The following is a 23720-nucleotide window of genomic DNA, read 5'->3' on the forward strand; positions in this document are numbered from 1 at the left end:
AGGTTTCTCTTGGCTGGAAAGAAGAAAGGAGGTAAACTATTTCTTTTTTTTCAGTTTACTATTCTTTTTTCGATTTAATAGAGCTTCCCGCAGGTTACTGGACACTTGTTTTTTCTTCTGATCTGTTTCCGGATCAAGCTGAATTACTGGGTTTTGCTTTCCTGCGGATTCTTCTACAATTACCGCTGATTTCACTTTACAGTCACTCGGGAGCTCTTTCTTTGGAACAAGTAATTCCCGATTCTCCGCTTCCACTAAAATAACAGCCGATTCGCCTTCAAACCGGTCGATAATTCCTTTCATGCTATATCCCTCCTTTAAAAGTCACAAATTAGACCCTCGGCTTCCATATCTGCGATTCTGCTCGGACCGATTCCGTCAATTTCCTCCAGCTCCTCGAACGTATCGAACGGGCGTTTATTTATTATTTGATTGGCACGTTCGTCACCGATATGAATAATCCCGGTTAATTCCTCTTGGGATGCGTTATTGATATTAATACAGCTGCCATCCTCGTTTTCTTCATTTGAAGCAGAAGCGTCTTCGGAAGCATCCTGATTCTTCTCCTCGGCTGCATCTGGTTTGGAAACAGTAATATCCTCGCCCATCTCGGTTTCAATCGAATAGGATGATCCATCTGTCGTAACAACAATGTTTCCATCAACATCGGTTCCGTACCAGTCAATGTTTTCATCATCTAATAAATCAATAACCTCTGTACTTGGATGCCCGTATGAATTATCTTCTCCAGCGCTATAAATGGCAGCCTGCGGATCGACAGCATCTAAAAAGGCGGGATCAGTGGATGTATTGGAGCCATGGTGCCCTAAATGTAAGAAGGTGCTGTTAAGCGAAGAAGCTTCTATCATTTCCTTTTCTTCCTTCACTCCGGCATCTCCAGTCAAAACAAAGGAAACCTGATCATAGGCTAAACGAATACTGACCGACTCTTCATTCGCTTTTCCGGAAATGTCCTCAGGGTACAGCACTTCCAAGTCAATCGGGCCAAGTTCATACTCCTCGCCGGTCCGCGGTTCATGATAATTGATATCCTGAGATAGGATTTTTTCCATCGCAGTTTGGTATGTATTGGAGGTGCTTTCATTTCCGGACATCCAAACTTCATCGACAGCAAAATGATCCAGGACTTTGGAAAGCTGACCGATATGATCTGCATCCGGATGGCTGATAATGACAAGATCAATTGCTGAGATTCCCTGTGCCTCTAAGTAAGGAACCACTTCATTACCCTGCCAGTCCCCCGTATCAAACAGGATTGCCGTTTCCTCCTCTCCGTCGTCGAAAGTGAATAAGGTGGAATCGCCTTGCCCGACATCGATAAAATGTGCTTGAAAATCTCCGTCCACGCTGTTTGATTGTGCAGCTGTATCTGTGTCTGCGTTACAGCCTGCCAATGCAAAGATAATTATAAAGCTGAAATAAATAATGTTTTTCAAAATGAATTCTCCTTGTTCCTGTCATTCTTTTTATTCATCGTAATATAATGCACCGACAGCACCGGCATGGCCTCCTTTTTCTAAAAAGGTTAAATTGTAATCAAACATACTTTCAAAAGAGCCTATCACTTGCTTTAAAAGCGGATTTCCGGTCAATGCACCGCCGATCATGACGATTTCTTTTGTAGCTAATGAGTTTGCCGTTAATCTGGAAAGCAGTACAATCGTCTCGCCAATAAGCTGGGTTAATGCGGCCAGCTGGTCCTCAGCTGAAACGGATTGATCCAGCTGGTCTTTTCCAAAATTAGCAGCGGTCAAAGAAGCCTCGACAGGCGAATAGCTGGATTGATAAATATCTGAGACCATCAAATCACTGCAGGTCCTGTCTCCTTTAGAGGCCAGATCTACCAGTGAATGATAATCAGAAGTACCCGCAATAATTGCTCCGAGGCCTGTAAACAACCCGCCGCCGACTCCTGTTCCTGATAAGCGTTTCTGTTTGTGGAAAAAAGAAGTTCCTGTGCCGATATTCACTAAAAGATAATCCGTATCCGGAAGCTTTTTTTCTTCCGATAATAAGTACTTTGTTCCCTCTATTACACATGTGAATTCCTTAAAAATAGAAATAGATTGGTTGTCGGCTTTAATCTGTTCAGCTCTTCCGCCTGTCACCTGAAGCGCTGCTTCCGGTGCAGTCAACTTCAACCAGGAAATGACCTCATGGGTTTGCTTGGCAGGAAAAGTTTTTAATCGAAGCCTGCCTCTCTCTTCATAGGCAATTTTTATTAAAGATCCGCCTGCATCAATACCAATTCGTTTCATTAAAAATCCCTCCATGAATGTAAGTCTGCTAATTTCGGTTCGGCAAATATAAGAACATTTATTCTTATATTATCATATTTTTTAATATAAAGATAAATTAAACAGGGGTCTCTTTAAGAGGAAGAAGAGAAAGCTGCTGTTAAAGATTTCTTACTGCAGGTGAGATATGAGAAAATAATTTATGTAACGGGTTTTAAATAAAAAGAAATTGAAACTTTTAAAAGCCTCGTTCGTAATAGTATAATAAGAGTAAGAGTATAGACGATTATACTTAGGATAGAATGATTAATCACGTAGGAGTGAGCATATGCGAGCAATTATGCAATTTTTAATGCAGAGCTTTGTTGGTGCTGTCAGCCTGACAGCTATATGGCTTGTTAGCTTTTTTATATATGGACAGACTGTCCTGTTGACCAGTCTTTTTTCTGCAATTGGGGGCGTATTGACCTATGCAGCCACAAAACAGATTATGGATTATCGATTTGTTAAAAGTCAGGGATTGACTAAAAAAGAATATAAATTTATTGATGCCAATTTAAAAGAGGCAAGAGGAAAAATCACACGTATGCAGAAAGCTTTATTCAAAGTAAGGTCTTTCCAGCATGCGCGGGAGAATTTAACGATTGTAAGAACGGCTCAAAAAATATATAACAACGCAAGAAAAGAACCGGTACGATTTTACCAGGCAGAGCGTTTCTTCTATAATCATTTAGACTCGCTTGTCGAATTATCAGAGCGTTATGCGTATCTTTCCAGCCAGCCTTCTCCATCTATCGAGATGCAAAAATCATTAAAGGAAACCAGGCAGACGCTTACCGCCTTTAGTCCCACGATTAAAAAGGATCTGCAAGTGATGCTGAGGGATGATCTAGAAACATTGGATTTTGAGCTGGATGTAGCTAAAAAGACGCTGCGCCGATCTAAAAAATAAGGAGGATTCTACATGACTGCAAAAGACCAAACTAATGATTCGATAAATGATTTATTAAATGACCCGTTTGGAGAACGAACAGAGGTTTCAACGGATATTTCCGAACAAAATATGGAAAGCTCGGAGGCGCCAAGACTGGTTGACAGACTTCCCGGCGAGCATCGTAAAAAAGCAGAGCAGTTAAAGCAGCAAATCGATACAACCAACCAACAGTCTTTAGTGAAATATGGTGTAGAGGCACAAGCAAAATTACATCAATTTTCACATGAGATGCTGGAGCATGTTCAAAAGCAGGATGTCAGCCAAATTGGTTCGATTCTAAATGAGCTGATGAAAAAGCTGGAGGATATTGACCCTTCTGAACTGCAGGAGGAGAAAACAGGCTTCTTATCACGTTTGTTTGGAAAACTGTCGAAATCTGTGAATGAGGTATTATCCCGTTATCAAAAGACAAGCTCCCAGATTGATCGTATCAGTGTGCGTCTGGACCGAAATAAAGATTTACTCTTGTCGGACAATGAAATGCTTGATAAATTATTTTCTACCAACCGGGATTATTACGATGCTTTAAATATTTATATTGCTGCCGGCGAATTAAAGGTGGAGGAAATCAATAATGAGATTATCCCGCAGCTTCGCCAAAAAGCAGAAACAAGCGGAAGTCAGATGGATGTTCAGGAAGTAAATGATATGCTTCAATTTGTGGACCGGCTGGAAAAACGGACGCATGATCTCCGGTTAAGCCGTCAAATTACAATGCAAAGTGCTCCGCAGATCCGTCTTATCCAAAATACGAATCAGGCACTTGTCGAAAAAATACAATCCTCTGTTTTAACTGCAATTCCACTATGGAAAAATCAGGTGGCCATTGCCTTGACCCTATTAAGACAGCGTCATGCGATGGAAGCACAGAAACAGGTATCGCAAACAACAAACGATTTATTATTAAAAAATGCGGATATGCTGAAAGAGAATACGGTGGAGACAGCCAAGGAAAATGAACGAGGCCTTGTCGATATTGATACATTGAAGCAGACGCAGGAAAAATTAATGTCTACCATCGAAGAAACACTGCAAATTCAATCAGATGGACGTAAAAAGCGTAATGAGGCAGAAAAAGAATTAATCGGCATGGAAGAGGAATTAAAAAATAAAATGCTGGAATTTAAAGAATAAAGACAGAAAACCAGGTGAAGCGCCTGGTTTTTTTATTTGGATGGCAGAAAAAGATTACGTATGCTGCGGAACCTTTTGGTTTCCAATTGACACCCTATTTCGAATCGCTTAACATAGATTACTGCACTGACAAATTGATTTTATATCGAACTGTAAGATAAGATAGAAGTGTACACCGTTTAAAGACGCTGGCGTTTTTAACAGACTGTCATCGGGAAGCTAAAAAATAAAGCTACTTTAAGGAGGAAATCATAAATGCATCAGACACAGCAAATAAAAGAAGCAAGAGAGTTTATTCAAAGTAAAACAGATATGACCCCAGAAATCGGTATTATTCTTGGTTCCGGATTAGGCGGCTTGGCAGATGAATTAGAAGACGCAGTTGTCGTTCCGTATGAAGAAATCCCGCATTTCACTAAATCCGCAGCTGTTGGACATGCCAATCAGCTTGTTATCGGTACATTGCATGGCAAGCGTATCGTAGCGATGAAAGGGCGTTACCATTATTATGAAGGCTATTCCTTGGATGAAGTGACTTTTCCAGTACGTGTTATACAGGCGCTTGGTGCGGATAAGCTGATTGTTACCAACGCAAGCGGAGCAGTAAATAAAGATTTTAACCCTGGTGATTTAATGCTGATTACAGATCATATTAACTTAGTTGGAACGAACCCATTAATTGGCCCAAATAATGATGACCTGGGAACTCGTTTTCCGGATTCTTCCCAAATATATAACCGTGAACTTCGCGATTTGGCTAAAAATATTGCCAAAGAAAATCAGATTAATTTGCAGGAGGGTGTATATACCTGGTGGAGCGGACCAGCTTATGAAACACCGGCAGAAATTCGCATGATTCGCGTGCTTGGAGGAGATGCAGCCGGCATGTCCACCGTTCCTGAAGCGCTTGTTGCCGTCCATGGCGGAATGAAGGTATTAGGTATTTCCTGCTTAACCAATATGGCAAGCGGTATATTAGATCAGCCGCTGAGTCATGATGAAGTGATTGAGGTTGCTGCACAATCGCGCAGTAAATTTGTGAAACTCGTTAAAGAAGTCATTCATCAGATGTAAGCACAGCAGTTATATGGCATAACGGAGACTTCATTCAGCACCAAGATGCAGGATGAAGTTTCTTTTTAAAGAATAAGAAAGTATATAAAAAATGTTGAATATAGCCGCTACAATGAGTTTCATTAAGGGAGTAATCTTCAATGTTGTCAGGTTAATGCGACCGCTGCGGAAAAACACTACGCTTTCCATGGGCTTGCGCTCAGCCTCCTCGAAAAAAAGAAGTTCGCTTTTTTTCTGCGGGGTCTTCACCCTGGGCCTGCGATTACTCGCCCCACCGAAGACCATTGCGCTTTCCCATAGGAGTCTCCGTGTTTTTCCTCCGCTAGATAGGTTTTATTACTATCTGTATAATATTTAAGAAAATTCATTAACCTGACAACATTGCTTGTCCTATCCAAAAGCGTCGCTAGAATTTGTGTTATTTCTTTGTAAAAAAGTAAATAAAACATAATTCTTCTTAGATGGGAGCGGAGGGAAGTCGACTCCTGCGGGAAAAGCAACAGGTAGACCTGAGCAGGAAGCGGTTTTCTTCCGAGGAGACTGAAGCGTTGCCCGCGGAAAGCGACTTCCTGGGACTGCGATTACTCGCCCCATCGAAAACCGTCGCAGCGGACATCTCTTCGGCGAGAACACTGATGTTTTAAAGACCAAGCGGTATTCTTGATTTTTCTTAGCTATTGATTTTGAAAGCGTTCTTATATATAATGAAGGTGATAAAGGATTGTTACTGTGAGGCAGGCAAAACCTGAATGAGTTAAACGGCATAGAGTGCGCTCTATCTGTTTAATTTGTTCAGGTTTTCTTTTTTGAAAGAAGAATAAGCATAGCTGGCGTTTGAAAAAAACCGGCCTCATGACATTTCTTTTGGTATAGAGGGTCCTCATAATTAGGGAAATGGAACCGTTGACATAATTTATTTTTTATTCTAACCTAAATATAGATTGAATATTGGCAAAATGGAATGTTACCTTATTGGGCATAACCTGGATTGTTTTGAATGCACGTGAAGTGTGTTCAAAATAATTCAGGTTTTTTATTTCTAAAAAAGCTGAAAGGAGGTGGAAGGAAAATGTAGCAGGAGCATGGCATATAACAGTATCAATATTACAGTTGGGCAAAAAGTGACTTATAAAATAAAGAATAAATCTATTTTGGAGGAGAAAAGATATGAAAAAGATATGGGGAGTCATGGCAGCACTATGTTTTGTATTCGTACTGGCAGCTTGCAGCAGTTCCGAAGCAGAGGAAAATAATGACGGAGATACAGAGGGGAGTGAAAAGGAAGTCGTAGAAGCAGAATCAAATGATGAATTAACTATCTACATTGTCCGTCACGGGAAAACAATGTTAAATACAACCGATCGTGTGCAGGGCTGGTCTGATGCTGTATTGACTCCGGCAGGTGAAGAGGTCGTCACACAAGCAGGAATCGGTTTAAAAGATATTGATTTCCAAAATGCCTACAGCAGTGACAGCGGAAGGGCTATTCAAACAGCAGAAATCATTATGGAAGAAAACGAAACATCTTCGGAACTTGATTTAAATACAGATGAACGTTTTCGTGAATTTAACTTCGGAACATATGAAGGAGATCTAAACGAGACAATGTGGCAGGATATTGCAGATTTGCAAGGAATTACACTGGAGGAATTTTTAGAAAATCTCGAACCAGAAATGTTTTCAAACAGTGTAGCAGAGCTTGACGAAGGAAGAGATGAAGAGGGACTTAATTGGCCTGCAGAGGATTATGATACCATTACAGCACGGCTGACAGAGGGCCTGGATGAGTTAGTAGAAGCAGAACAAGGGCAAGAGGGGTCAGGAAATGTTTTACTTGTCTCTCACGGGTTAAGTATATCTGCTTTGCTGGATACGTATTTTGATGATTATGAGGTGCCAGAAGGCGGTCTTGATAATGCAAGTGTATCCGTTATAACGTATCAGAACGGAGAGTTTCAGCTAGATTCTGTCAATGATATGAGTTATGTTGAAGAAGGAAAGAAGTAAGAGGAAGAATAATAATGACTCAAGGAGGAGAGTAACATGGCAAAAGCTTTTCCAGAAGGATTTTTATGGGGCGGCGCAACAGCAGCCAACCAATTAGAAGGCGGATTTCACGAAGGAAATAAAGGATTAAATATAGCCGATGTGCTGCCTGGCGGAAAAGAAAGATTACAGGTGCTGCGTAATCCGGGATTTCAGTTTGAAATAGAAGAAGGAAAAAGCTATCCGAATCATGAAGCAATCGATTTCTATCATCGTTACAAAGAAGATATTGCATTATTTGCAGAGATGGGCTTTAAAGCATTCCGCTTATCTATTGCCTGGTCACGGATTTTCCCGAATGGCGATGAATTGGAGCCAAATGAGGAAGGACTGGCTTTCTACGATAAGGTCATTGATGAGCTGTTAAAATATGATATCGAGCCGGTCGTCACCATTTCCCATTATGAAATGCCTCTGCACTTAGTGAAGGAGTACGGCGGCTGGAGAAATCGGGAAGCTATTACTTTCTTTGAAAGATATACGGAAGCTATTTTTACCCGTTATCAGGGGAAAGTGAAATACTGGATGACCTTTAATGAAATCAACAGCGGATTAATGATGCCAATCATGGGATTAGGGTTTGCGATTAAAAAAGAGGAAGATCGTTATCAACCGACATTCCAGGCATTCCATCATCAATTTGTTGCGAGCGCGAAAGCAGTGAAACGATGCCATGAAATCATGCCGGAAGCCCAGATTGGATGTATGATTATTTACGCTCCATTCTATGTCTATGACAGCAACCCGGAAAATGTCATGGATGCATTGGAGAAGGATGAACGCTTTAATTATTTTTGTACAGATGTACAAGTAAGAGGAGAATATCCAGCTTATATCCAGCGGTATTTCCGGGAGCATAACATTGAATTGGAGATAGAGGATGGCGACTTGGATATTATCAAGGAAGGAACAGTGGATTACATCAGCTTCAGTTATTACATGTCCAAGACAGAAAAGAAAGTGGATGTGAATGGCGGGCAAGCAGATGGAAATATTCTGCTTGGCGGCGTTAAAAATCCATTTTTGAAAGCTAGTGATTGGGGCTGGGAAATTGACCCGGTTGGTTTACGCATTTCCCTCAACCGACTGTACAGCAGGTATCAGATGCCATTATTTATTGTAGAAAATGGTTTAGGTGCCTATGACAAAGTGGAAGAGGACGGTTCGATTCAAGATGATTATCGTATCGACTACCTGCGGGAGCATATGAAACAAATGCTTGAAGCTGTAGAAGATGGTGTGGATTTAATGGGATATACGAGCTGGGGATGCATTGATCTAGTAAGTGCCTCCACCGGGGAGATGTCGAAACGCTATGGTTTTATCTATGTGGACAAGCATGATGACGGCAGCGGCACACTGGAACGAAAACGCAAAAAATCATTTTACTGGTATAAAGATACCATCGCTGCTAATGGTGCAAACTTAGCAAACCAGTAAAAAGAAATAATTTAAAACTAACATAGGAAAAGCGGCTTTACTTTCATTGTTTGAATGTAGAGCCGCTTTTTTGGATTTTGCGTGTTCAAATCATTCGTTTCTGCTAAAAAATAGGTGTACAATATGAATACAGAAAGTTCAGAACAAAAAAGGCAGGTGATAAATCATGTATCCTATTCAACTATACGGAGACCGCGGTGTACGAATTCCCTTTGGCAATGCCATTGACAGACAAGTAAATAACGCAGTGCATCGCTTTGGCGCTCTCTTAGAAAAATATCCAATACAGGGAGTATCGGAATGGATTCCTGCATATACTGCCATCACGATTTATTATAATCCGAGTGAAATCACTTATAGAGAGCTTGAAAAAAAGCTTATCCATTTACAAAAAATAATGGAGGAAACAGCTCCTCCTGCAGCCAGAAAGATTACGATTCCAGTATGCTATGACAAGGAGGTTGCCTTAGATATGGAAGATGTTGCTGCCCGCTCTAAACTTTCCATTCAAGAAGTGATTCGTCTGCATACGGAGCCGCTTTATTATGTGTATATGATGGGCTTTATGCCTGGCTTTCCTTATTTAGGCGGTTTATCTGAAAAGCTTGCCGTACCAAGGCTGGATAATCCAAGAAAAATGGTGGAGCAGGGGGCAGTAGGTATTGCGGATAAACAGACAGGGATTTACCCGCTGGAATCCCCTGGAGGCTGGAGAATTATCGGCAAAACTCCTGTACATCTTTATGATGCGAAGGGGGAGAAAAAAATCCTTATCCAATCCGGAGATCTGCTCCAGTTTGAAGCAATTGATCTGCAAACCTATTATAAAATAGAAGAAGCAGTAGAAAACGGAAGCTACCAGCCTCAGATAAACCAAGAAAAGGAGGAGCAATCATGAATTTGCATATCGTTTTGAATGGGAATCCAAAAAAGAGCTTTGGCGCAATGAATGAATTTGCGGCACGCTGCAGGAGTCAGTGCAGACATGTGAAATCGCATGGTGCTCTGTATTCGAAGGTAGTTACGGCAGGTGATTCACGTTGAAAGAAATCTTGGAAGTCATGAAACCTGGATTATCGACCAGTATCCAAGACACTGGAAGGATTGGCTATCAAAAATACGGTATTCCGACGGCAGGAGCAATGGACACCTTTGCCCATCGCATTGCAAATCTGCTCGTCGGCAATCCGGAGGAAGCAGCAACGTTGGAAATCATGTTGATGGGCCCCCGATTGAAGTTTTTACAGGATGCGGTCATTGCTGTCGGCGGCGCAGATTTGTCAGCAGCTGTTGACGGAGAGCCTGTCTGTCCATGGAAATCCTTCCGCGTTTATACAGGGCAGATTCTGTCATTTGGCAAGCCGGTTCATGGAACCTATGCTTATCTGGCAGTAAGCGGCGGATTTTATGCCGAAACAGTAATGGGGAGCAAGTCTACCTATGCGCAAGCCAATCTTGGCGGGATAGAGGGAAGAATCTTGCAAAAAGGAGACCGCCTATCTGCAGAGGATAAAAATCTGAAATCCATCCGGGCAGGCAGGTATTTAAAAAAGACAGATATACCAAATTATGAACAGCACCGTCCAATCAGAGTCATTACCGGGCCGGATATATCTGCTTTTTCAGACACAATCTATCAGCAATTTCTTCAGGAAAGCTATCGTATTACTGAACAGTCCAATCGCATGGGTTATCGTTTAGAAGGGAAGGCTTTGTCTCATGTGGATAAAGCGGACATTATTTCGGATGCTGTGCTTCCCGGTACCATTCAGGTGCCGGCAAATGGTCAGCCGATCGTGCTTTTAGCGGACCGGCAGACAACAGGAGGATACGCACGTATTGCTACGGTCATCGCCGCAGATATTCCTCAGCTGGTGCAAAAGAAGATTGGGGCAGAGGTGCGGTTTTTATCGGTTCCTTTAGAAAGAGCCCACGCAGATTATCTGGCGCAGCAGCGTTATTTTAAAATACTCCGGACAGCTGTCCGGTCAGAGGAGTGATTGCTGATTTGAAGGGAGCTTTAACACAAGGTGATTCCATGGTAAAGTAAAGAGAACACGAACGTATAGGAGCTAGTCAATAATGAGTAAACAATTCGTCAGTCCGGCGTTAGTCATTTGTATCATTGGTTTTACGATGATCCATTTTGTCACGTATTTTTTGCAGGTTCATCTGCTGTTAACACTGTTAGTATGGTTTGGGTTTGGAATTATTTTCTTTGGAACATTATTTTACGGGCCGCTGCATTTGAAAATGCCATTAGGCTTGTTTTTAACTGGAGTAATCATCTTTCTATCTGTAGACACCTCTTTTCTTTCGGGAATGCGGGAAGGGCTTTTGCAGATGCGGAATATGGTCGGATTATTAGTTATCATCCCTATGGTCAGCTGGGTATTGCGGGAAGAAGCATTTTTAGAATCTGCCATCAGCTATGCGCATGATTTTGTGGATACGAGTAAGAAATTTTATTTTGGAATGGTTTCCTTTACACAAGTAATCGCATATTTTCTCTTATTTGGCGCGATTCCTATGCTGTATCAATTTGTATCGATGATCTTAAAGGACGAAAAGGGTGAGGCGTGGGAGAGATATAAAGGAAAAGCGATACTGCGCGGGTTTGCGTTATCGGTTCTGTGGGTAGTCAGTATTCCGAGCTTTGCCTATGTGGTGGAAGCAATGGAGGCTTCCTTATGGAAATCAATTCTGCAAGGGCTGGGGGTAGCTGCATTAGGAACCATCGTTGCGATTTTGTTCTTCCCGCTGGAGAATAAAAAGTATCATGTTAACTTTACAAGAGGCCTCCAGCATGAAATTGATGAGATTATGCAGCATACGAGAAATAAACGGGAGACAAAGCGGATCGTCCGTGAATTTATGATTCTCTTTCTCTCTCTTTTCGGTTCCATCTTTATCCTGAGCGCTTGGGTGAACATGGAATTGCTTGTCCTGATCCCTTTAACCATCCTCGTATGGATACTTAGCTATTATCTAGTGAAGAAGCGTTTATATAAATTAACATATATTGCAGCACTTTATGTAAAAGAAGAGATGGCGGGCAAGTCGTATCAGCTATGCGTGATGGTTGGGGCAGGAATGCTGATTGCAGGATTGACTAAAACAGGCTTTGCCGGCTGGGTTGTCGACAGTCTCTATGCCTTAGAAGCAGTCGCTCCATTTATCAATCTATTATACCTGCTGCCGTTTATGGTAATTATCTTAGGCTTTGCCGGTCTCGGTCCGTTGACAGTAATGGTATTGGTAGCTGGTATTTTGCAGACTATCCACCTGCCGTATCCTCCAGAGCTGATTGTGCTTTCAGTGACGCTGGGAAGCTCAATATCAATTTTATTATCACCGGTGATTATGCCAATCATTGTCTTAAGCGGCTCCAATGGTTTGAGCGGCTTTAAAAATGGTTTTCAGTTTAACGGTGTGTTTGCTGTGGTGCTATATGCTTTGGTGATGACATATATTCAACTAATGGCATATATGGCCGGATAATGTTTATAGAGCAGGGAATGATTGGGGGAAATGGGCTTAGGAGGCCATACCCTGCTTGTTTCCCTCTTGACATTCATTTTTGAACAACATAAAATGAATGTTGAAAGCGTTTACTTTATTTGGTTGTTTTACATTTTTATTTAATAACTGATAAGGGATATTGATAGGGTTCACCGGAAATCGATTTGCTGTAAATGATAATAGATTCATATCCTTTCCAAATGAAAAAGGAGGAGTATCGATGCGGGATGCGGTGATTGTAGAGGCAGTACGTACACCTATTGGTAAACGAAATGGTTTTTTGAGTGAGATAAGGGCAGAAGAATTAGCTGCAGCGCCTTTAAAGGAATTAGTTAGACGAACCAATCTGGATGCAGCAGCCATTGACGATGTTATTATGGGATGCGTCACGCAGACAGGAGAACAGGCAGTGGATGTGGCCAGGCAGGCAGCGCTTATTGCCGGCTATCCGGTCAGTGTTCCTGGAACAACGATTGACCGTCAATGCGGATCGGGTCAGCAGGCCATACATTTTGCTGCACAGGCCATCTTGAGCGGGGATATGGATATTGTGGTAGCAGCCGGGGTGGAAAGTATGTCACGTGTGCCAATGGGAACCAACCAGCAGGGTGTAAAGTGGAATCGTGCTTTACTAGATAACTATGATATGGTGCATCAAGGAGTCGCAGCCGCTCATATTGCTGAAAAATGGGGGATTTCTCGCCAAAAAATGAATGATTATTCATTCAAGAGTCATCAGCGTGCGATACAAGCGCAGGGAAAAGGCTTTTTTCGACAACAAATGATGCCTATTTCCGTCAAGCGCGCGGATGGAACCACTGCTCAATTTTGTCAAGATGAAGGGCCGAGAAGAGATACCTCGATGGAGAAACTGAATGCATTGCCTGATTTATTTACAGAGGAGAGCGGAATCACAGCGGGAAATGCCAGTCAGATGAGTGACGGTGCAGCAGCACTTTTAATCATGTCTGCTGATAAAGCCAAAGAGCTTGGCTTTACTCCGCGTTTTCGTATTCTTACCCGCAGTGTGATTGGTTCTGATCCGACAGAGATGTTGACAGGTCCAATCGAAGCTACTAAAAAGGTTCTTAAAAAAGCTGGTTTATCGATGGAAGATATCGATGTTTTTGAAGTGAATGAAGCCTTTGCATCCATTCCTTTAATGTGGATGAAGGAATTAGGGGCAGATGAAGAAAAAGTCAATATTGACGGGGGAGCTATTGCCTTAGGGCATCCTTTAGGCGCAAGCGGAGCCAGATTGATGGTAACGATGATGCATACCATGGAGCGGCTCGAAGCGCGTTTTGGTCTGCAGACGATGTGTGAAGGGCTGGGAATGGCTAATGCGACAATTTTGGAACGATGGACAGGGGAATAGGGAGGAATTTTAAAATGATGCAAACCCAATTAAATTTAACGACTATGGTGAAGCATGCGGAGAAATACTTTGCTGATAAAACAGTTATTTCGCGTACGCTGAGCGGAGTTCATACCATTCCGTACAGTAAAATAACCGAACGGATTCACCGGCTGGCAGGTGCTTTAAAAAGCTTAGGCGTGGGAAAAGGGGACAGAGTCGGCACAATAGCCTGGAACCATCACCGTCATCTGGAGGCTTACTTTGCGATTCCGACGATGGGAGCCGTACTGCATACAATCAATATCCGTGTTTCACCAGACGATTTAGCCTATATTATCAATCATGCAGAGGATAAAGTCTTATTGGTGGATGAGGATTTATTTCCATTGATCGAGCGCGTGAAAGACCAAATTACGGATATAGAAAAAATTATTGTGATGACGGATAAGGAGGAGCTGCCTGAAACAAGCCTAACAAATATGGCATCCTATGAATCATTGCTTGAAGAAGCAGACCCGGACACAGAGCTTGATGATGCTATTGATGAAAATACAATTGCCGGTTTATGTTATACCTCTGGAACAACGGGCAGGCCAAAGGGTGTTGCTTATTCTCACCGCGGGATTTATTTACATAGCCTGGCTCTGGGATTAAAGGACACCGTAGGCTTATCAGAGGAAGATATTGCGATGCCTATTGTTCCAATGTTTCATGTAAATGCGTGGGGGATGCCATTTGCTGCATTATGGTTTGGAACAACCCAGGTGCTTCCGGGACCGATGCCGACACCGCAGATTTTAGCAGAACTGGTTGAGGATTATAAAGTGACGATGGCAGCCGGTGTACCGACGATTTGGATGGGCTTTCTGCAGGCACTGGAGCAGGGAAATTACGATACAAGCAGTCTGCGCTGTATTCTTTGCGGCGGCTCAGCTGCTCCAAAAGGGATGATCCGCACATTTGAATCAACCTATCATATTCCTTTTGTTCATGCATATGGAATGACAGAAACCTCTCCGATTGTGACACTGGCCCGTTTAAAAAGCTATCAGCAGGAGCTGGATGAAGAGGAGCGTCTGGAATTACGCTCCCGTCAAGGCATGGTCGTGCCGGGAATTGAAATTAGAGGAATCAATGAACATGGCGATATCCCGCATGATGGAAACACAATAGGCGAATTGCTTGTCAGAGGGCCGTGGATTGCCGATGCATATTATAAAAATGACCGCAGTGAGGAATCCTTCCGGGACGGCTGGCTTCACACAGGCGATGTGGTCAATATCGATGAAGAGGGCTCCGTGAAAATCGTGGACCGTACCAAGGATATGATCAAAAGCGGCGGGGAGTGGATTTCCTCGGTCGATATCGAAAATGCATTAATGGCGCATGAAGCGGTATTTGAAGCCTCGGTGATTGCTGTTCCGGATCCAAAGTGGCAGGAGCGTCCGGTAGCATGCGTGGTATTAAAAGAGAAGAAAACATTAACGGAAGAAGAAGTGAAAGAATTTTTAACACCACAATTTGCAAAGTACTGGATTCCTGACCGCGTTCTATTTATGGAAGAAATCCCAAAAACATCGGTAGGGAAATTCTTGAAACGGGCATTGCGGGATCAAGTGGAAGAAATGCTTTCCTTATCTGATTCATCTTCATAATATCAAATTTTTTCAACAGGAAGCGCGGAGCGGCGCTTCCGTGTTTTCTAATGGAAAAGGAGCTGGTTAAATGCAATTGACTGATATAAAGAAAAAAATGGAGCTGCCGGTTATCATGGCTCCGATGTTTTTAATTTCTAACCCAAACATGGTTGTCGGGGCATGTGAAGCAGGAATCATTGGAACATTTCCGGCTCTGAATGCCCGCACGAAGGATGTTTTAGACAGCTGGATGGCTGAAATCAATGAGAGATTACAGGAAAAAGAAGCAGCAAATCCAGAGGCAGCGATGGCACCCTGGGGCGTCAACTTCATCAGTCACTCCTCCAACAAACGATTTTACGAGGATTTGGAGCTGATCGAGAAGCATCAGCCGCCAATCGTTATTACATCGTTAGGAGATCCATCTCCGGTTGTAAAGATTGTTCATAGCTATGGAGGTCTTGTTTTATCCGATGTGGTGGATGTGAAATTTGCTGAAAAGGCATTGGAAAAGGGCAGTGACGGGCTGATCTTAGTAGCAAGCGGGGCTGGCGGACATGCTGGAACGCTAAATCCTTTTGCATTTATCGAGGAAGTACGCAGCTTTTTTAATGGCCCCGTTGCTTTAGCGGGCACCATTACAAAAGGAGAGCAAATATTGGCCGCAGAGCTTCTAGGAGCTGATTTTGCCTATATTGGCACCCATTTTATTGCGACAGCGGAAAGCGGAGCAAGTGCGGATTACCAGGAATCGATTATTCAATCTGCGGCTGCGGATATTATCTATACGCCTGCGTTTAGCGGGATACCTGCTAATTACTTGATCCCCAGTATTGTCAAAGCTGGATTGGATCCAAAGAATTTACCGGAAAAGGCCGGGCTTGATTTTAAAAAGCTGTCGGACTCCTCAGTTAAAGCGTGGAAGGATATTTGGGGCGCTGGCCAGGGAGTTGGCGGAACAACGAAAATACAGACGCTGCAGGGAGCTGTAGATGAATTAAAAACAGCATATACACAAGCAAAAAAACAACACCAGCTGACTTGATTTAAAAAGGGAGAGAAGGCAATGACAGATGCAGTGAAATACGAAAAGAAAGATGCGATTGCTTTGATAAAGATGAACCGGCCGGAGAAACGCAATGCCCTGTCGATTGTAATGGCGAGAGGCTTGGTGGAAGCGCTGACGGACGCAGAAAAAGATTCGGATATCAAAGCTGTCATCATCAGCGGAGAGGGAAAAATATTTTCAGCCGGCGGCGATTTGGAAGTGCTTCATACATTGGATAACAGCGCGAAAATAATGGAATATATGAAGCAGGCATTAGAGATTATTCAGACGATACGGGATCTTGATAAATATGTTATCAGCGCAGTCCATGGCTTTGCCGCAGGAGCAGGCTTCAGTATTGCCGTTGCAGCAGATTTTGTCGTAGCTAAAAAGGATGCAGCCTTTCTATGCAGTTTTACCGATGTAGGCATTATACCGGATTTAGGCTTAGTAAAAAAACTGACAGATAACCTGCCAAGTGCCGTAGCGAAGGAATGGATTTCTTCAGGAAGACCTGTTTCAGCAGAAGAAGCATATCGGCGCGGCATTGTTAATCGCGTAACAGAGGACGAGGTTGTGGAAGCAGCCATTGATTATGCCGGCTTTATTGTTAACGGGCCGCCGCTTGCTAATAAATTTGTAAAGCATATGGTCAACTATGCAGATGAATGGAGCAGCGGTACAAATGATCTGCAGGAAACGGCTATCCAGACCTTATTGCTGCAGACAGAGGATAATAAAGAAGGGATTCAATCATTTTTTGACAAAAGAAAACCGAGTTTTAAAGGAAAATAAAAGCGGATTGTTTAGAAAGAAGTGACGCCGATGTTAGATAAATTAGGGATAAAGCGGATTACTTTAGCATTGCCGTTCCGCTTAAATCATGTCCATTGTTTTATTGCTGAGGAAGCGGACGGCTATAAGATTTTAGATGCAGGTCTGCATAATACAACTACGGAGAAAATATGGGAAAAGGAAATAGAAGGGAAACAAATTACGGACATTATTGTTTCTCATTACCATCCAGACCATTTTGGTTATGCAGGGAAACTGCAGGAACGAACCAATGCGCGCATTTGGATGTCTGAAATTGATTTACAGGCGGCGCTGCAGGCCTGGGAGCAGCCCTTTTTAGAAAAGTTATGGGAGAATTATTATCGGGCGGGCATTCCCGAGGAGAAAAGCAGGGCTTTGACGCAGAATACTGCTGCATTTGCACCATTAGTAACCCCTTATCCAAAGGTGGAAAACATTTTAAAGGAAGGGGAAACGATTCAATTTGGGAAATATGTCTATGAGATTATACATACACCAGGTCATTCAGACGGTTTAGTCACCTTTTATAATCAGGAAAAGAATGTGCTGCTGTCAACGGATCATGTTCTTCCGAGGATTACTCCGAATATTTCCTATTGGTTTCACGGGGACCCAAACCCATTAGAAAATTATTTGAATTCCTTGGAGAAAATTAAGAAACTGGACGTCGAATGGGTTATTCCATCCCATGGCGACCCGTTCCAAAATGCATCCAAGCGAATTCAGGAAATAGAGACCCATCATAAAGAAAGATTGAACAGCCTAAAGGAAATGCTGAAAACCGGCTTAACGGTTTATGAAACAATGGAAAAGCTGTTTCCGAAAAAGCTGGCTGTTCACGATACGCGGTTTGCAGTAGGTGAAACGGTCGCCCATTTAGAATATTTGCGTCTGGCTGGGGAGTGTACGCGCGAGTTGACAGATGGTGTGTATATGTATCATGTAACGAACTAGCAGACAATGCCGCCCATTTTAGAGTGGCGGCATTATCTGCTAGTTCCTTTTTCTTTCTTTTACGTGATTGATTGTTATAAGATGATAGAAAAGATAAGAAAGGATGGATGTCTGATATGAGTAATCACCTTCAGGGTACAGTCACATTAAATAATGGCGTAGATATGCCTGCGTTTGGACTGGGAGTCTATAAAGTAGAAGAAGGACAGACAGCAGTGGCCGCAGTGAAAACTGCGCTGGAGCATGGTTATCGCAGTATTGATACCGCTTCTTTTTACCAGAATGAAGCCAGTGTCGGGCAGGGTATCAAGGAGTCTGGTATACTGAGAAAGGATATTTTTCTGACATCAAAAGTCTGGAATGATGAGCAGGGCTATGCGTCTACATTAGAAGCATTTGAAAGAAGTCTTGAAAAATTAGATACCGATTATTTGGATTTATATCTGATTCATTGGCCTGTAAAAGAAACGTTTATAGATACGTGGAAGGCAATGGAAAAGCTTTATCATGATGGACGCGTTCGTGCCATTGGTGTGAGTAATTTTCATATCCAGCATTTAGAGCGGCTTTTAGCAGAAGCAGAAGTTGTTCCGGCAGTTGATCAAGTGGAATTTCATCCGCATCTAACGCAGGAAGGCTTGCGCGCTTTTTGTGAAAGACATGGCATCCAGCTGGAAGCCTGGTCTCCGCTGAAACGGGGAGAGCTGCTAAATCATCCAGCGCTTGTTACGATTGGAGAGAAATACGGGAAGAATGCGGCGCAAATCATCTTAAGATGGGATGTCCAGCATCAAGTTGTTACCATTCCAAAATCAATTACCCCGGAACGCATCATTTCCAATGCGGATATTTTTGATTTTGAATTAACGGATGAGGAAATGAAACAGATCGATGCGTTGAATGAAAATAGCCGTTCTGGTTCCAATCCAGACGAATATGATAAATAACTCTCGGGCTTCCGTCAGAGAGAACTGTAAAAAATGCGCTGCGCTGAAAAACATTCTGCGCGGCGCATTTTTTCTTATCGATCCCAAAAACGCTGTTTCGCCATTGCATTGACAAAGGCTTTATAGAAGCCGTCGGTCGGGGCTCTGCTTGTCAAGACGCCGGGGCGATTTTGAAGATGAATTTCTTCTATCCACTTTGCTCCTTCGTCAATACCGCCAATAGGCTTATAATGGTTAAACTGATCCACAATAAATTGATTTGTCATAAAATGAAAATCCCTGGTAGCATATGGGCCGCCAATAACAAATAAACCATCATACAGAAGCGGCGATCCGGTTAAAAATGTTTCATCAACGGAAAGGCTATCCCCGTTTGTTCCTTCCAATGTTCCGAGCCTTCTGCTTACAAAAACAGGCTCTAATCCTGCTTTTTCCCATGACGCCATCGCGTTTTTTAAAGCATTACTGTCATATTGTTCATCAATAATCACCCCGACCTTTAAGGTATCCGTACGAAACACTGTATTTTGCATACTTAAAGCCGGCGAGGAAGCGGTCACATCGGATTCTGGAATAGCTTCCGGCGGAGCTGGCACGCCAACCTCCTCGGCAACCGAAACAGCCAGCGGTCTGCTGATATGGGCAATCAGACGAACCGCGCGCTCCCGTACTTCCGGATTCTTCACTTTTCCAAGCTCGAAACTGAATGCCTGCAGGATATGGCTTTTTTCCACATCACTCATGCTGTTCCAAAAAAGTCGTCCTTGAGAAAAATGATCCTCAAAACTGGGTGCTGTCTGACGTACCTTTTTTCCTTCGACCAGAGAAGGGTAGGTGACAAATCCGCCTTTATCGCCCGGCACAGGATAAGGTGTATTATTCGCCAGATAATTTTGATGGTAGGCAACCTGTCCTTTATCAATCACATAACGTGCTGCACCATCACGATGGTTATTATGTGCTGTGTGAATAGGGCGATTGATTGGAATTTGTTTGAAATTAGTGCCCACACGGTAAAATTGTGTATCTGCATAGGAGAACAGTCTGCCTTGCAGCAGCGGATCATTTGTAAAGTCAATTCCGCGAACAATATTTCCCGGATGAAGCGCAACCTGTTCTGTCTCTGCAAATACATTCTCGACATTTTTGTTTAAAGTCATTTTCCCGATTTTCTTCAGGGGAATAAGCTCCTCCGGCCACAGCTTGGTAGAATCTAGAATATCGAAGTCAAAATCAAACTCCTGATCCTCTCGAATCACTTGAATGCCAAGCTCGTATTCGGGGAAATTACCTTTCTCGATATTCTCCCATAAGTCCCGCCGGTGAAAATCCGGATCAGCACCGCCGATTTTCTGTGCTTCATCCCAAATCAGAGAATGAACGCCTAGAACTGGCTGCCAATGGAATTTACAAAAATGCGATACACCTTCTTTATTTACGAGTCGGAATGTATGCACACCAAAGCCCTGCATGGTTCGAAAACTGCGGGGGATGGTGCGGTCAGACATAATCCACATCATCATGGCGGCAGATTCTTCATTACTTCCGATAAAATCCCAAAATGTATCATGTGCTGTCTGGCCTTGAGGGATTTCATTATTTGGTTCTGGTTTTAGCGCATGAATCAAATCGGGAAATTTAATGCCATCCTGAATAAAAAAGATTGGGATATTATTGCCGACTAAATCAAAGTTTCCTTCCTCCGTATAAAATTTGGTGGCAAAGCCGCGCACATCCCGGAGTGTTTCATTAGCACCTCTGGAACCGGCAACCTGTGAAAAACGGACAAACACAGGTGTTTTTCTGCCCGCATCTTGTAAGAAATGTGCCTCTGTTAAATCAGATTGTGATGCATAGCATTCAAACACGCCATGCGCTCCATATCCGCGTGCGTGAACATTTCGTTCTGGGATTCGTTCTCTATCAAAGTGGGAGAGTTTTTCCCGATATATAAAATCCTCTAATAGCTGCGGTCCGCGGTCTCCGGCGCTTAGCGTATTTTCATCATCCGAAATTTTAACCGCTTCATCCGTCGTCATTGGTTTCCCTTCATTATCTCTATAAAATTTCTCCAGCTGTCTGATTTTTTTATTTTCTTCCGGCTCCCGATTCTTGTGGTCTGTCATGTCTTATCCTCCTTTTAAATGAATTTTTTTCACAGTAATAAAAGGATATTCGCTGGAAGTGGTAAATATGACCAGAGGAGAAGAATGGAGGTTTTCTGAGTTCATATTATCTTTTAAAAAATTTGTTTGATTGTTTAGCGTTATATAATATTATTAGAATAAGACAGACATGAGAGAGGGGAAGGCATATGGGCTGGATGAATCTCGTTATGTTTATTATATTGGCAGTGTTGGGGTTGTGGGGACTGATTTCCCGAGCTAAATGGCTGGAGGGCGAATCAAAAAAAATAAAAAATCTTAATATTTAAAGATTTATCTGTGTTAACATTGTCTTGCCTGATAACAGATAAAAAAGAGCCGTCCCGGGGGGATAGGCTCTTTACTCCGTTGTAAAGGGAATGATGATGTTTGGCTGAATCTTAGTCCTTCGGAAGCAGTCCATGGTGCTGTAATGCGTATGAAATGCCATCATCACTTACATCCTTCGTAACAAATGCAGCTGCTTCCTTTACTTCCGGCAGGGCATTTCCCATGGCGACACTGTTAGGAACGAGCTGCAGCATTTCTATATCATTTAAACCGTCTCCGAAGGCGTATTGTCTTTCTGACGGAAAATCGAGATACTCAAGCAGTTTTTTAATACCTAATGCTTTTGATCCGCCTTTTGGAAGGACATCTAGCGATTTTGGATGCCACCGGACAAAATCTAAGTTTGTGAATGTATCCTGATAAATCTTTTCTTCGCCTTCTGTGTTGAAAAGGAGGCTCTGATAAATGTCACTTTGCCGGGCCGTATTATGCTCTTCCTGTTCTGGATAAGCATCTACCTTTAATGTTGCAATGCTTTCTTCTATATATGGATGGTCATTCGGCACATTAGTTGTCATTTTTTTATCATTCATATAGACAACAGGATGGTTATTTTTTAAAGCAAATGCGGTTAATTCCTCTAACGTCTCTGGATTGATTGTGTTCGCATAGACAACTTCCCCGCGGCACACCACATATTGCCCGTTATAGCTTATGTAAGTGTCAATACCTAATTCGTCTCGTAAATCATCAAATAAGAATTTGGCCCGGCCTGTTGCGATGGCAACCTCATGACCAAGTTCCTTCAGCTTGAAAATGGCTTTCTTCGTTGATTCAGGCAGGGTTCTTTCCTCTTCTGTCAATAATGTCCCATCAATATCAAAAAACAGAATACTTTTATCTGGTACCATTTTATCCCTCATTTCACCTTCATTATACGCTTTCTATTATGATGGAACTGCTGTATAGATTCAACTGTTGACTATTATAATAATTAAAATTATCGCTTAAGATTATTCTTCACAAATATATGTGAATCGCTTACAATCAAGGTGAGTGAGTTGAAATCAATATTTTACTTTCTAGCAGTCGCTGCGGAAAAACACTCCGCTTTCCGTGGGCTTGAGCTCAGCCTCCTCGGTAAAAAGAAGAGCCCTTTTTCCCTGCGGGGTCTTCCCACTGCGCTTTCCCACGACGGACAGGACGTCCTAGTGTCGGTCGTTGGTCACAGGACGTGACCGTTCTTAGCCGACCAGGAGTCTCCGTGTTTTTCCTTCGCTAGATAGTGTTATCACCACCCATACTAATTTTTAATTCATTATATTAACCTGATAACATGGAGACCTGCGATTACTCGGTCTATTAAAACCGTTGCTGCGATTAGAAGTCCCATCAAAAAAAGTAACTTGTTATAATGTTTTAATTATAAAAAATTTTGTTAGAGACAAAAATAAGGAGTTAATTCATATGAAACGCCTGGTATTACTAATGATGATATGTATTCCTTTGTTCCTGGCAGGCTGTTTAAGTCCGAATAGTGCCCGGGTAGTCAATGATATGTATCAAGCTGCGATTATGGAGGAAGAAGAAAATGTAGCTTCCTACTTTTCAGAGGAGTATTTAGAAGAGCATCCAATTGATGAATTAACGAATGAATTAGCAGAAGATGCCCGGACCATGTACGGGGTCAATATGATGAATATTACGCTTATCCGCGAGAAAGAGCTGCAGGACGATTACATCGAATCGACCGGATTAGCTGATAATCCGGATTTATCAGTGGTTACCGCACAGACAGATGAACGGGAGGTAGTAGTCTGGACAGTGGAGCGGGGGAGTACCCGGTATACGATAATTCAAGGGGAAAGGTATGACTTTGATACATATAATGAAAATGTTCTTGAGTAAAAACACGGCACCCCGCCGTGTTTTGTTATTGGACTTTTAAACATCCGTTTAAAAATGAACTCTGAATGTTTTTCTAAAATATTTCCATAGAGCATGTTTTACACTTCCACTGCATAGGATATAGAAATCGTTGTAAGATGGAGGGAG

22 protein-coding genes are annotated in these 23720 nt (G+C 42.5%); 16 read left to right on the forward strand and 6 right to left on the reverse strand.

Translation table 11 applies throughout. The features are described 5' to 3' along the window. Positions 1-36: 36 nt before the first annotated feature. From BN997_RS04240 to coaW, 3 genes are read right to left on the reverse strand one after another with little or no spacing between them, the layout of a single operon-like run. A complete protein-coding gene (locus BN997_RS04240) occupies positions 37-303 on the reverse strand; it encodes a DUF3006 domain-containing protein (protein ID WP_042529946.1) in 267 nt (88 codons plus the stop codon). 14 nt (positions 304-317) lie between these two features. Beyond that, positions 318-1457, reverse strand: coding sequence for an MBL fold metallo-hydrolase (locus BN997_RS04245; RefSeq protein WP_244882331.1), 1140 nt, complete (start codon positions 1455-1457; stop codon positions 318-320). 30 nt (positions 1458-1487) lie between these two features. Beyond that, positions 1488-2279, reverse strand: coding sequence for a type II pantothenate kinase (coaW, locus tag BN997_RS04250; protein WP_042529950.1), 792 nt, complete (start codon positions 2277-2279; stop codon positions 1488-1490). Positions 2280-2586: 307 nt separating this feature from the next. Here coaW and BN997_RS04255 point away from each other — a divergent pair, with 307 nt between their 5' ends. The 3 genes from BN997_RS04255 (at position 2587) to BN997_RS04265 (ending at position 5460) form a co-directional block, all read left to right on the forward strand. Next, positions 2587-3210, forward strand: coding sequence for a 5-bromo-4-chloroindolyl phosphate hydrolysis family protein (locus BN997_RS04255; protein ID WP_042529952.1), 624 nt, complete (start codon positions 2587-2589; stop codon positions 3208-3210). 12 nt (positions 3211-3222) lie between these two features. Further along, complete coding sequence (locus BN997_RS04260; protein WP_042529954.1) at positions 3223-4386, forward strand: toxic anion resistance protein; 1164 nt, start codon at positions 3223-3225, stop codon at positions 4384-4386. A 255-nt stretch (positions 4387-4641) separates the two neighbouring features. Further along, positions 4642-5460, forward strand: coding sequence for a purine-nucleoside phosphorylase (locus BN997_RS04265; RefSeq protein ID WP_042529956.1), 819 nt, complete (start codon positions 4642-4644; stop codon positions 5458-5460). 30 nt (positions 5461-5490) lie between these two features. Here the strand turns inward: BN997_RS04265 and BN997_RS22850 are convergent, their stop codons facing one another. Beyond that, a complete protein-coding gene (locus BN997_RS22850) occupies positions 5491-5745 on the reverse strand; it encodes a hypothetical protein (RefSeq protein WP_139089013.1) in 255 nt (84 codons plus the stop codon). Between the two features lie 882 nt (positions 5746-6627). Between BN997_RS22850 and BN997_RS04275 the strand changes: the two genes are divergently transcribed. The 12 genes from BN997_RS04275 to BN997_RS04325 all read left to right on the forward strand — a co-directional run bounded on the left by BN997_RS04275 (position 6628) and on the right by BN997_RS04325 (position 19230). Beyond that, complete coding sequence (locus BN997_RS04275) at positions 6628-7467, forward strand: histidine phosphatase family protein (protein WP_042529959.1); 840 nt, start codon at positions 6628-6630, stop codon at positions 7465-7467. A 36-nt stretch (positions 7468-7503) separates the two neighbouring features. Continuing rightward, positions 7504-8946, forward strand: coding sequence for a glycoside hydrolase family 1 protein (locus BN997_RS04280; protein ID WP_042529961.1), 1443 nt, complete (start codon positions 7504-7506; stop codon positions 8944-8946). A gap of 166 nt (positions 8947-9112) precedes the next feature. After that, positions 9113-9844, forward strand: coding sequence for a 5-oxoprolinase subunit PxpB (pxpB, locus tag BN997_RS04285; protein ID WP_042529963.1), 732 nt, complete (start codon positions 9113-9115; stop codon positions 9842-9844). Next, complete coding sequence (locus tag BN997_RS23085; RefSeq protein ID WP_175297004.1) at positions 9841-9990, forward strand: hypothetical protein; 150 nt, start codon at positions 9841-9843, stop codon at positions 9988-9990. Before pxpB ends, BN997_RS23085 begins: the two co-directional genes overlap by 4 nt. Next, positions 9987-10946, forward strand: a complete 960-nt coding sequence (locus tag BN997_RS04290; protein WP_042529965.1) for a 5-oxoprolinase subunit C family protein — start codon at positions 9987-9989, stop codon at positions 10944-10946. The genes BN997_RS23085 and BN997_RS04290 overlap by 4 nt, the downstream gene beginning before the upstream one ends. Before the next feature lie 82 nt (positions 10947-11028). Continuing rightward, entirely contained in the window at positions 11029-12447 is a 1419-nt protein-coding gene (locus BN997_RS04295) for a hypothetical protein (protein ID WP_042529967.1), read from the forward strand. A 241-nt stretch (positions 12448-12688) separates the two neighbouring features. Beyond that, positions 12689-13846: a thiolase family protein gene (locus BN997_RS04300; protein ID WP_042529969.1), complete on the forward strand. Its 1158-nt coding sequence runs from the start codon at positions 12689-12691 to the stop codon at positions 13844-13846. 14 nt (positions 13847-13860) lie between these two features. After that, positions 13861-15483 (forward strand): long-chain fatty acid--CoA ligase, encoded by a 1623-nt coding sequence (locus BN997_RS04305; protein ID WP_042529971.1) that lies wholly within the window; start codon positions 13861-13863, stop codon positions 15481-15483. Between the two features lie 70 nt (positions 15484-15553). After that, a complete protein-coding gene (locus BN997_RS04310; protein ID WP_042529973.1) occupies positions 15554-16510 on the forward strand; it encodes an NAD(P)H-dependent flavin oxidoreductase in 957 nt (318 codons plus the stop codon). A 21-nt stretch (positions 16511-16531) separates the two neighbouring features. Further along, entirely contained in the window at positions 16532-17308 is a 777-nt protein-coding gene (locus BN997_RS04315; protein ID WP_042529975.1) for an enoyl-CoA hydratase/isomerase family protein, read from the forward strand. A gap of 30 nt (positions 17309-17338) precedes the next feature. Further along, complete coding sequence (locus BN997_RS04320; RefSeq protein ID WP_042529977.1) at positions 17339-18283, forward strand: MBL fold metallo-hydrolase; 945 nt, start codon at positions 17339-17341, stop codon at positions 18281-18283. A gap of 116 nt (positions 18284-18399) precedes the next feature. After that, complete coding sequence (locus BN997_RS04325) at positions 18400-19230, forward strand: aldo/keto reductase (RefSeq protein WP_042529979.1); 831 nt, start codon at positions 18400-18402, stop codon at positions 19228-19230. Positions 19231-19304: 74 nt separating this feature from the next. On the opposite strand, the gene BN997_RS04330 is transcribed toward BN997_RS04325, so the two are convergent. Both BN997_RS04330 and BN997_RS04335 read right to left on the reverse strand, forming a co-directional pair. Then, a complete protein-coding gene (locus BN997_RS04330) occupies positions 19305-21356 on the reverse strand; it encodes a catalase (protein WP_042529981.1) in 2052 nt (683 codons plus the stop codon). 419 nt (positions 21357-21775) lie between these two features. Further along, complete coding sequence (locus BN997_RS04335; RefSeq protein ID WP_042529983.1) at positions 21776-22576, reverse strand: Cof-type HAD-IIB family hydrolase; 801 nt, start codon at positions 22574-22576, stop codon at positions 21776-21778. Between the two features lie 556 nt (positions 22577-23132). On the opposite strand from BN997_RS04335, the gene BN997_RS04340 reads away from it, so the two are divergent. Beyond that, on the forward strand, positions 23133-23573 hold the full coding sequence (locus tag BN997_RS04340; RefSeq protein ID WP_042529985.1) for a hypothetical protein: 441 nt from the start codon (positions 23133-23135) through the stop codon (positions 23571-23573). Positions 23574-23720: the final 147 nt, after the last annotated feature.

The sequence above is a fragment of the Oceanobacillus oncorhynchi genome (genome assembly GCF_000821065.1).
GTDB classification, from domain to species: Bacteria; Bacillota; Bacilli; order Bacillales; family Amphibacillaceae; genus Oceanobacillus; species Oceanobacillus oncorhynchi.

Coding starts and splice junctions, on each gene's coding strand:
- BN997_RS04315 (WP_042529975.1), top strand. CDS start 16,532: ATGACAGATGCAGTGAAATACGAAAAGAAAGATGCGATTGCTTTGATA.
- BN997_RS04255 (WP_042529952.1), top strand. CDS start 2,587: ATGCGAGCAATTATGCAATTTTTAATGCAGAGCTTTGTTGGTGCTGTC.
- BN997_RS04265 (WP_042529956.1), top strand. CDS start 4,642: ATGCATCAGACACAGCAAATAAAAGAAGCAAGAGAGTTTATTCAAAGT.
- BN997_RS04280 (WP_042529961.1), top strand. CDS start 7,504: ATGGCAAAAGCTTTTCCAGAAGGATTTTTATGGGGCGGCGCAACAGCA.
- BN997_RS04320 (WP_042529977.1), top strand. CDS start 17,339: ATGTTAGATAAATTAGGGATAAAGCGGATTACTTTAGCATTGCCGTTC.
- BN997_RS22850 (WP_139089013.1), bottom strand. CDS start 5,745: ATGGTCTTCGGTGGGGCGAGTAATCGCAGGCCCAGGGTGAAGACCCCG.
- BN997_RS04330 (WP_042529981.1), bottom strand. CDS start 21,356: ATGACAGACCACAAGAATCGGGAGCCGGAAGAAAATAAAAAAATCAGA.
- BN997_RS04340 (WP_042529985.1), top strand. CDS start 23,133: ATGAAACGCCTGGTATTACTAATGATGATATGTATTCCTTTGTTCCTG.
- BN997_RS04275 (WP_042529959.1), top strand. CDS start 6,628: ATGAAAAAGATATGGGGAGTCATGGCAGCACTATGTTTTGTATTCGTA.
- BN997_RS04260 (WP_042529954.1), top strand. CDS start 3,223: ATGACTGCAAAAGACCAAACTAATGATTCGATAAATGATTTATTAAAT.
- BN997_RS04295 (WP_042529967.1), top strand. CDS start 11,029: ATGAGTAAACAATTCGTCAGTCCGGCGTTAGTCATTTGTATCATTGGT.
- BN997_RS04335 (WP_042529983.1), bottom strand. CDS start 22,576: ATGGTACCAGATAAAAGTATTCTGTTTTTTGATATTGATGGGACATTA.
- BN997_RS04310 (WP_042529973.1), top strand. CDS start 15,554: ATGCAATTGACTGATATAAAGAAAAAAATGGAGCTGCCGGTTATCATG.
- BN997_RS23085 (WP_175297004.1), top strand. CDS start 9,841: ATGAATTTGCATATCGTTTTGAATGGGAATCCAAAAAAGAGCTTTGGC.
- BN997_RS04305 (WP_042529971.1), top strand. CDS start 13,861: ATGATGCAAACCCAATTAAATTTAACGACTATGGTGAAGCATGCGGAG.
- BN997_RS04240 (WP_042529946.1), bottom strand. CDS start 303: ATGAAAGGAATTATCGACCGGTTTGAAGGCGAATCGGCTGTTATTTTA.
- BN997_RS04300 (WP_042529969.1), top strand. CDS start 12,689: ATGCGGGATGCGGTGATTGTAGAGGCAGTACGTACACCTATTGGTAAA.
- BN997_RS04325 (WP_042529979.1), top strand. CDS start 18,400: ATGAGTAATCACCTTCAGGGTACAGTCACATTAAATAATGGCGTAGAT.
- coaW (WP_042529950.1), bottom strand. CDS start 2,279: ATGAAACGAATTGGTATTGATGCAGGCGGATCTTTAATAAAAATTGCC.
- pxpB (WP_042529963.1), top strand. CDS start 9,113: ATGTATCCTATTCAACTATACGGAGACCGCGGTGTACGAATTCCCTTT.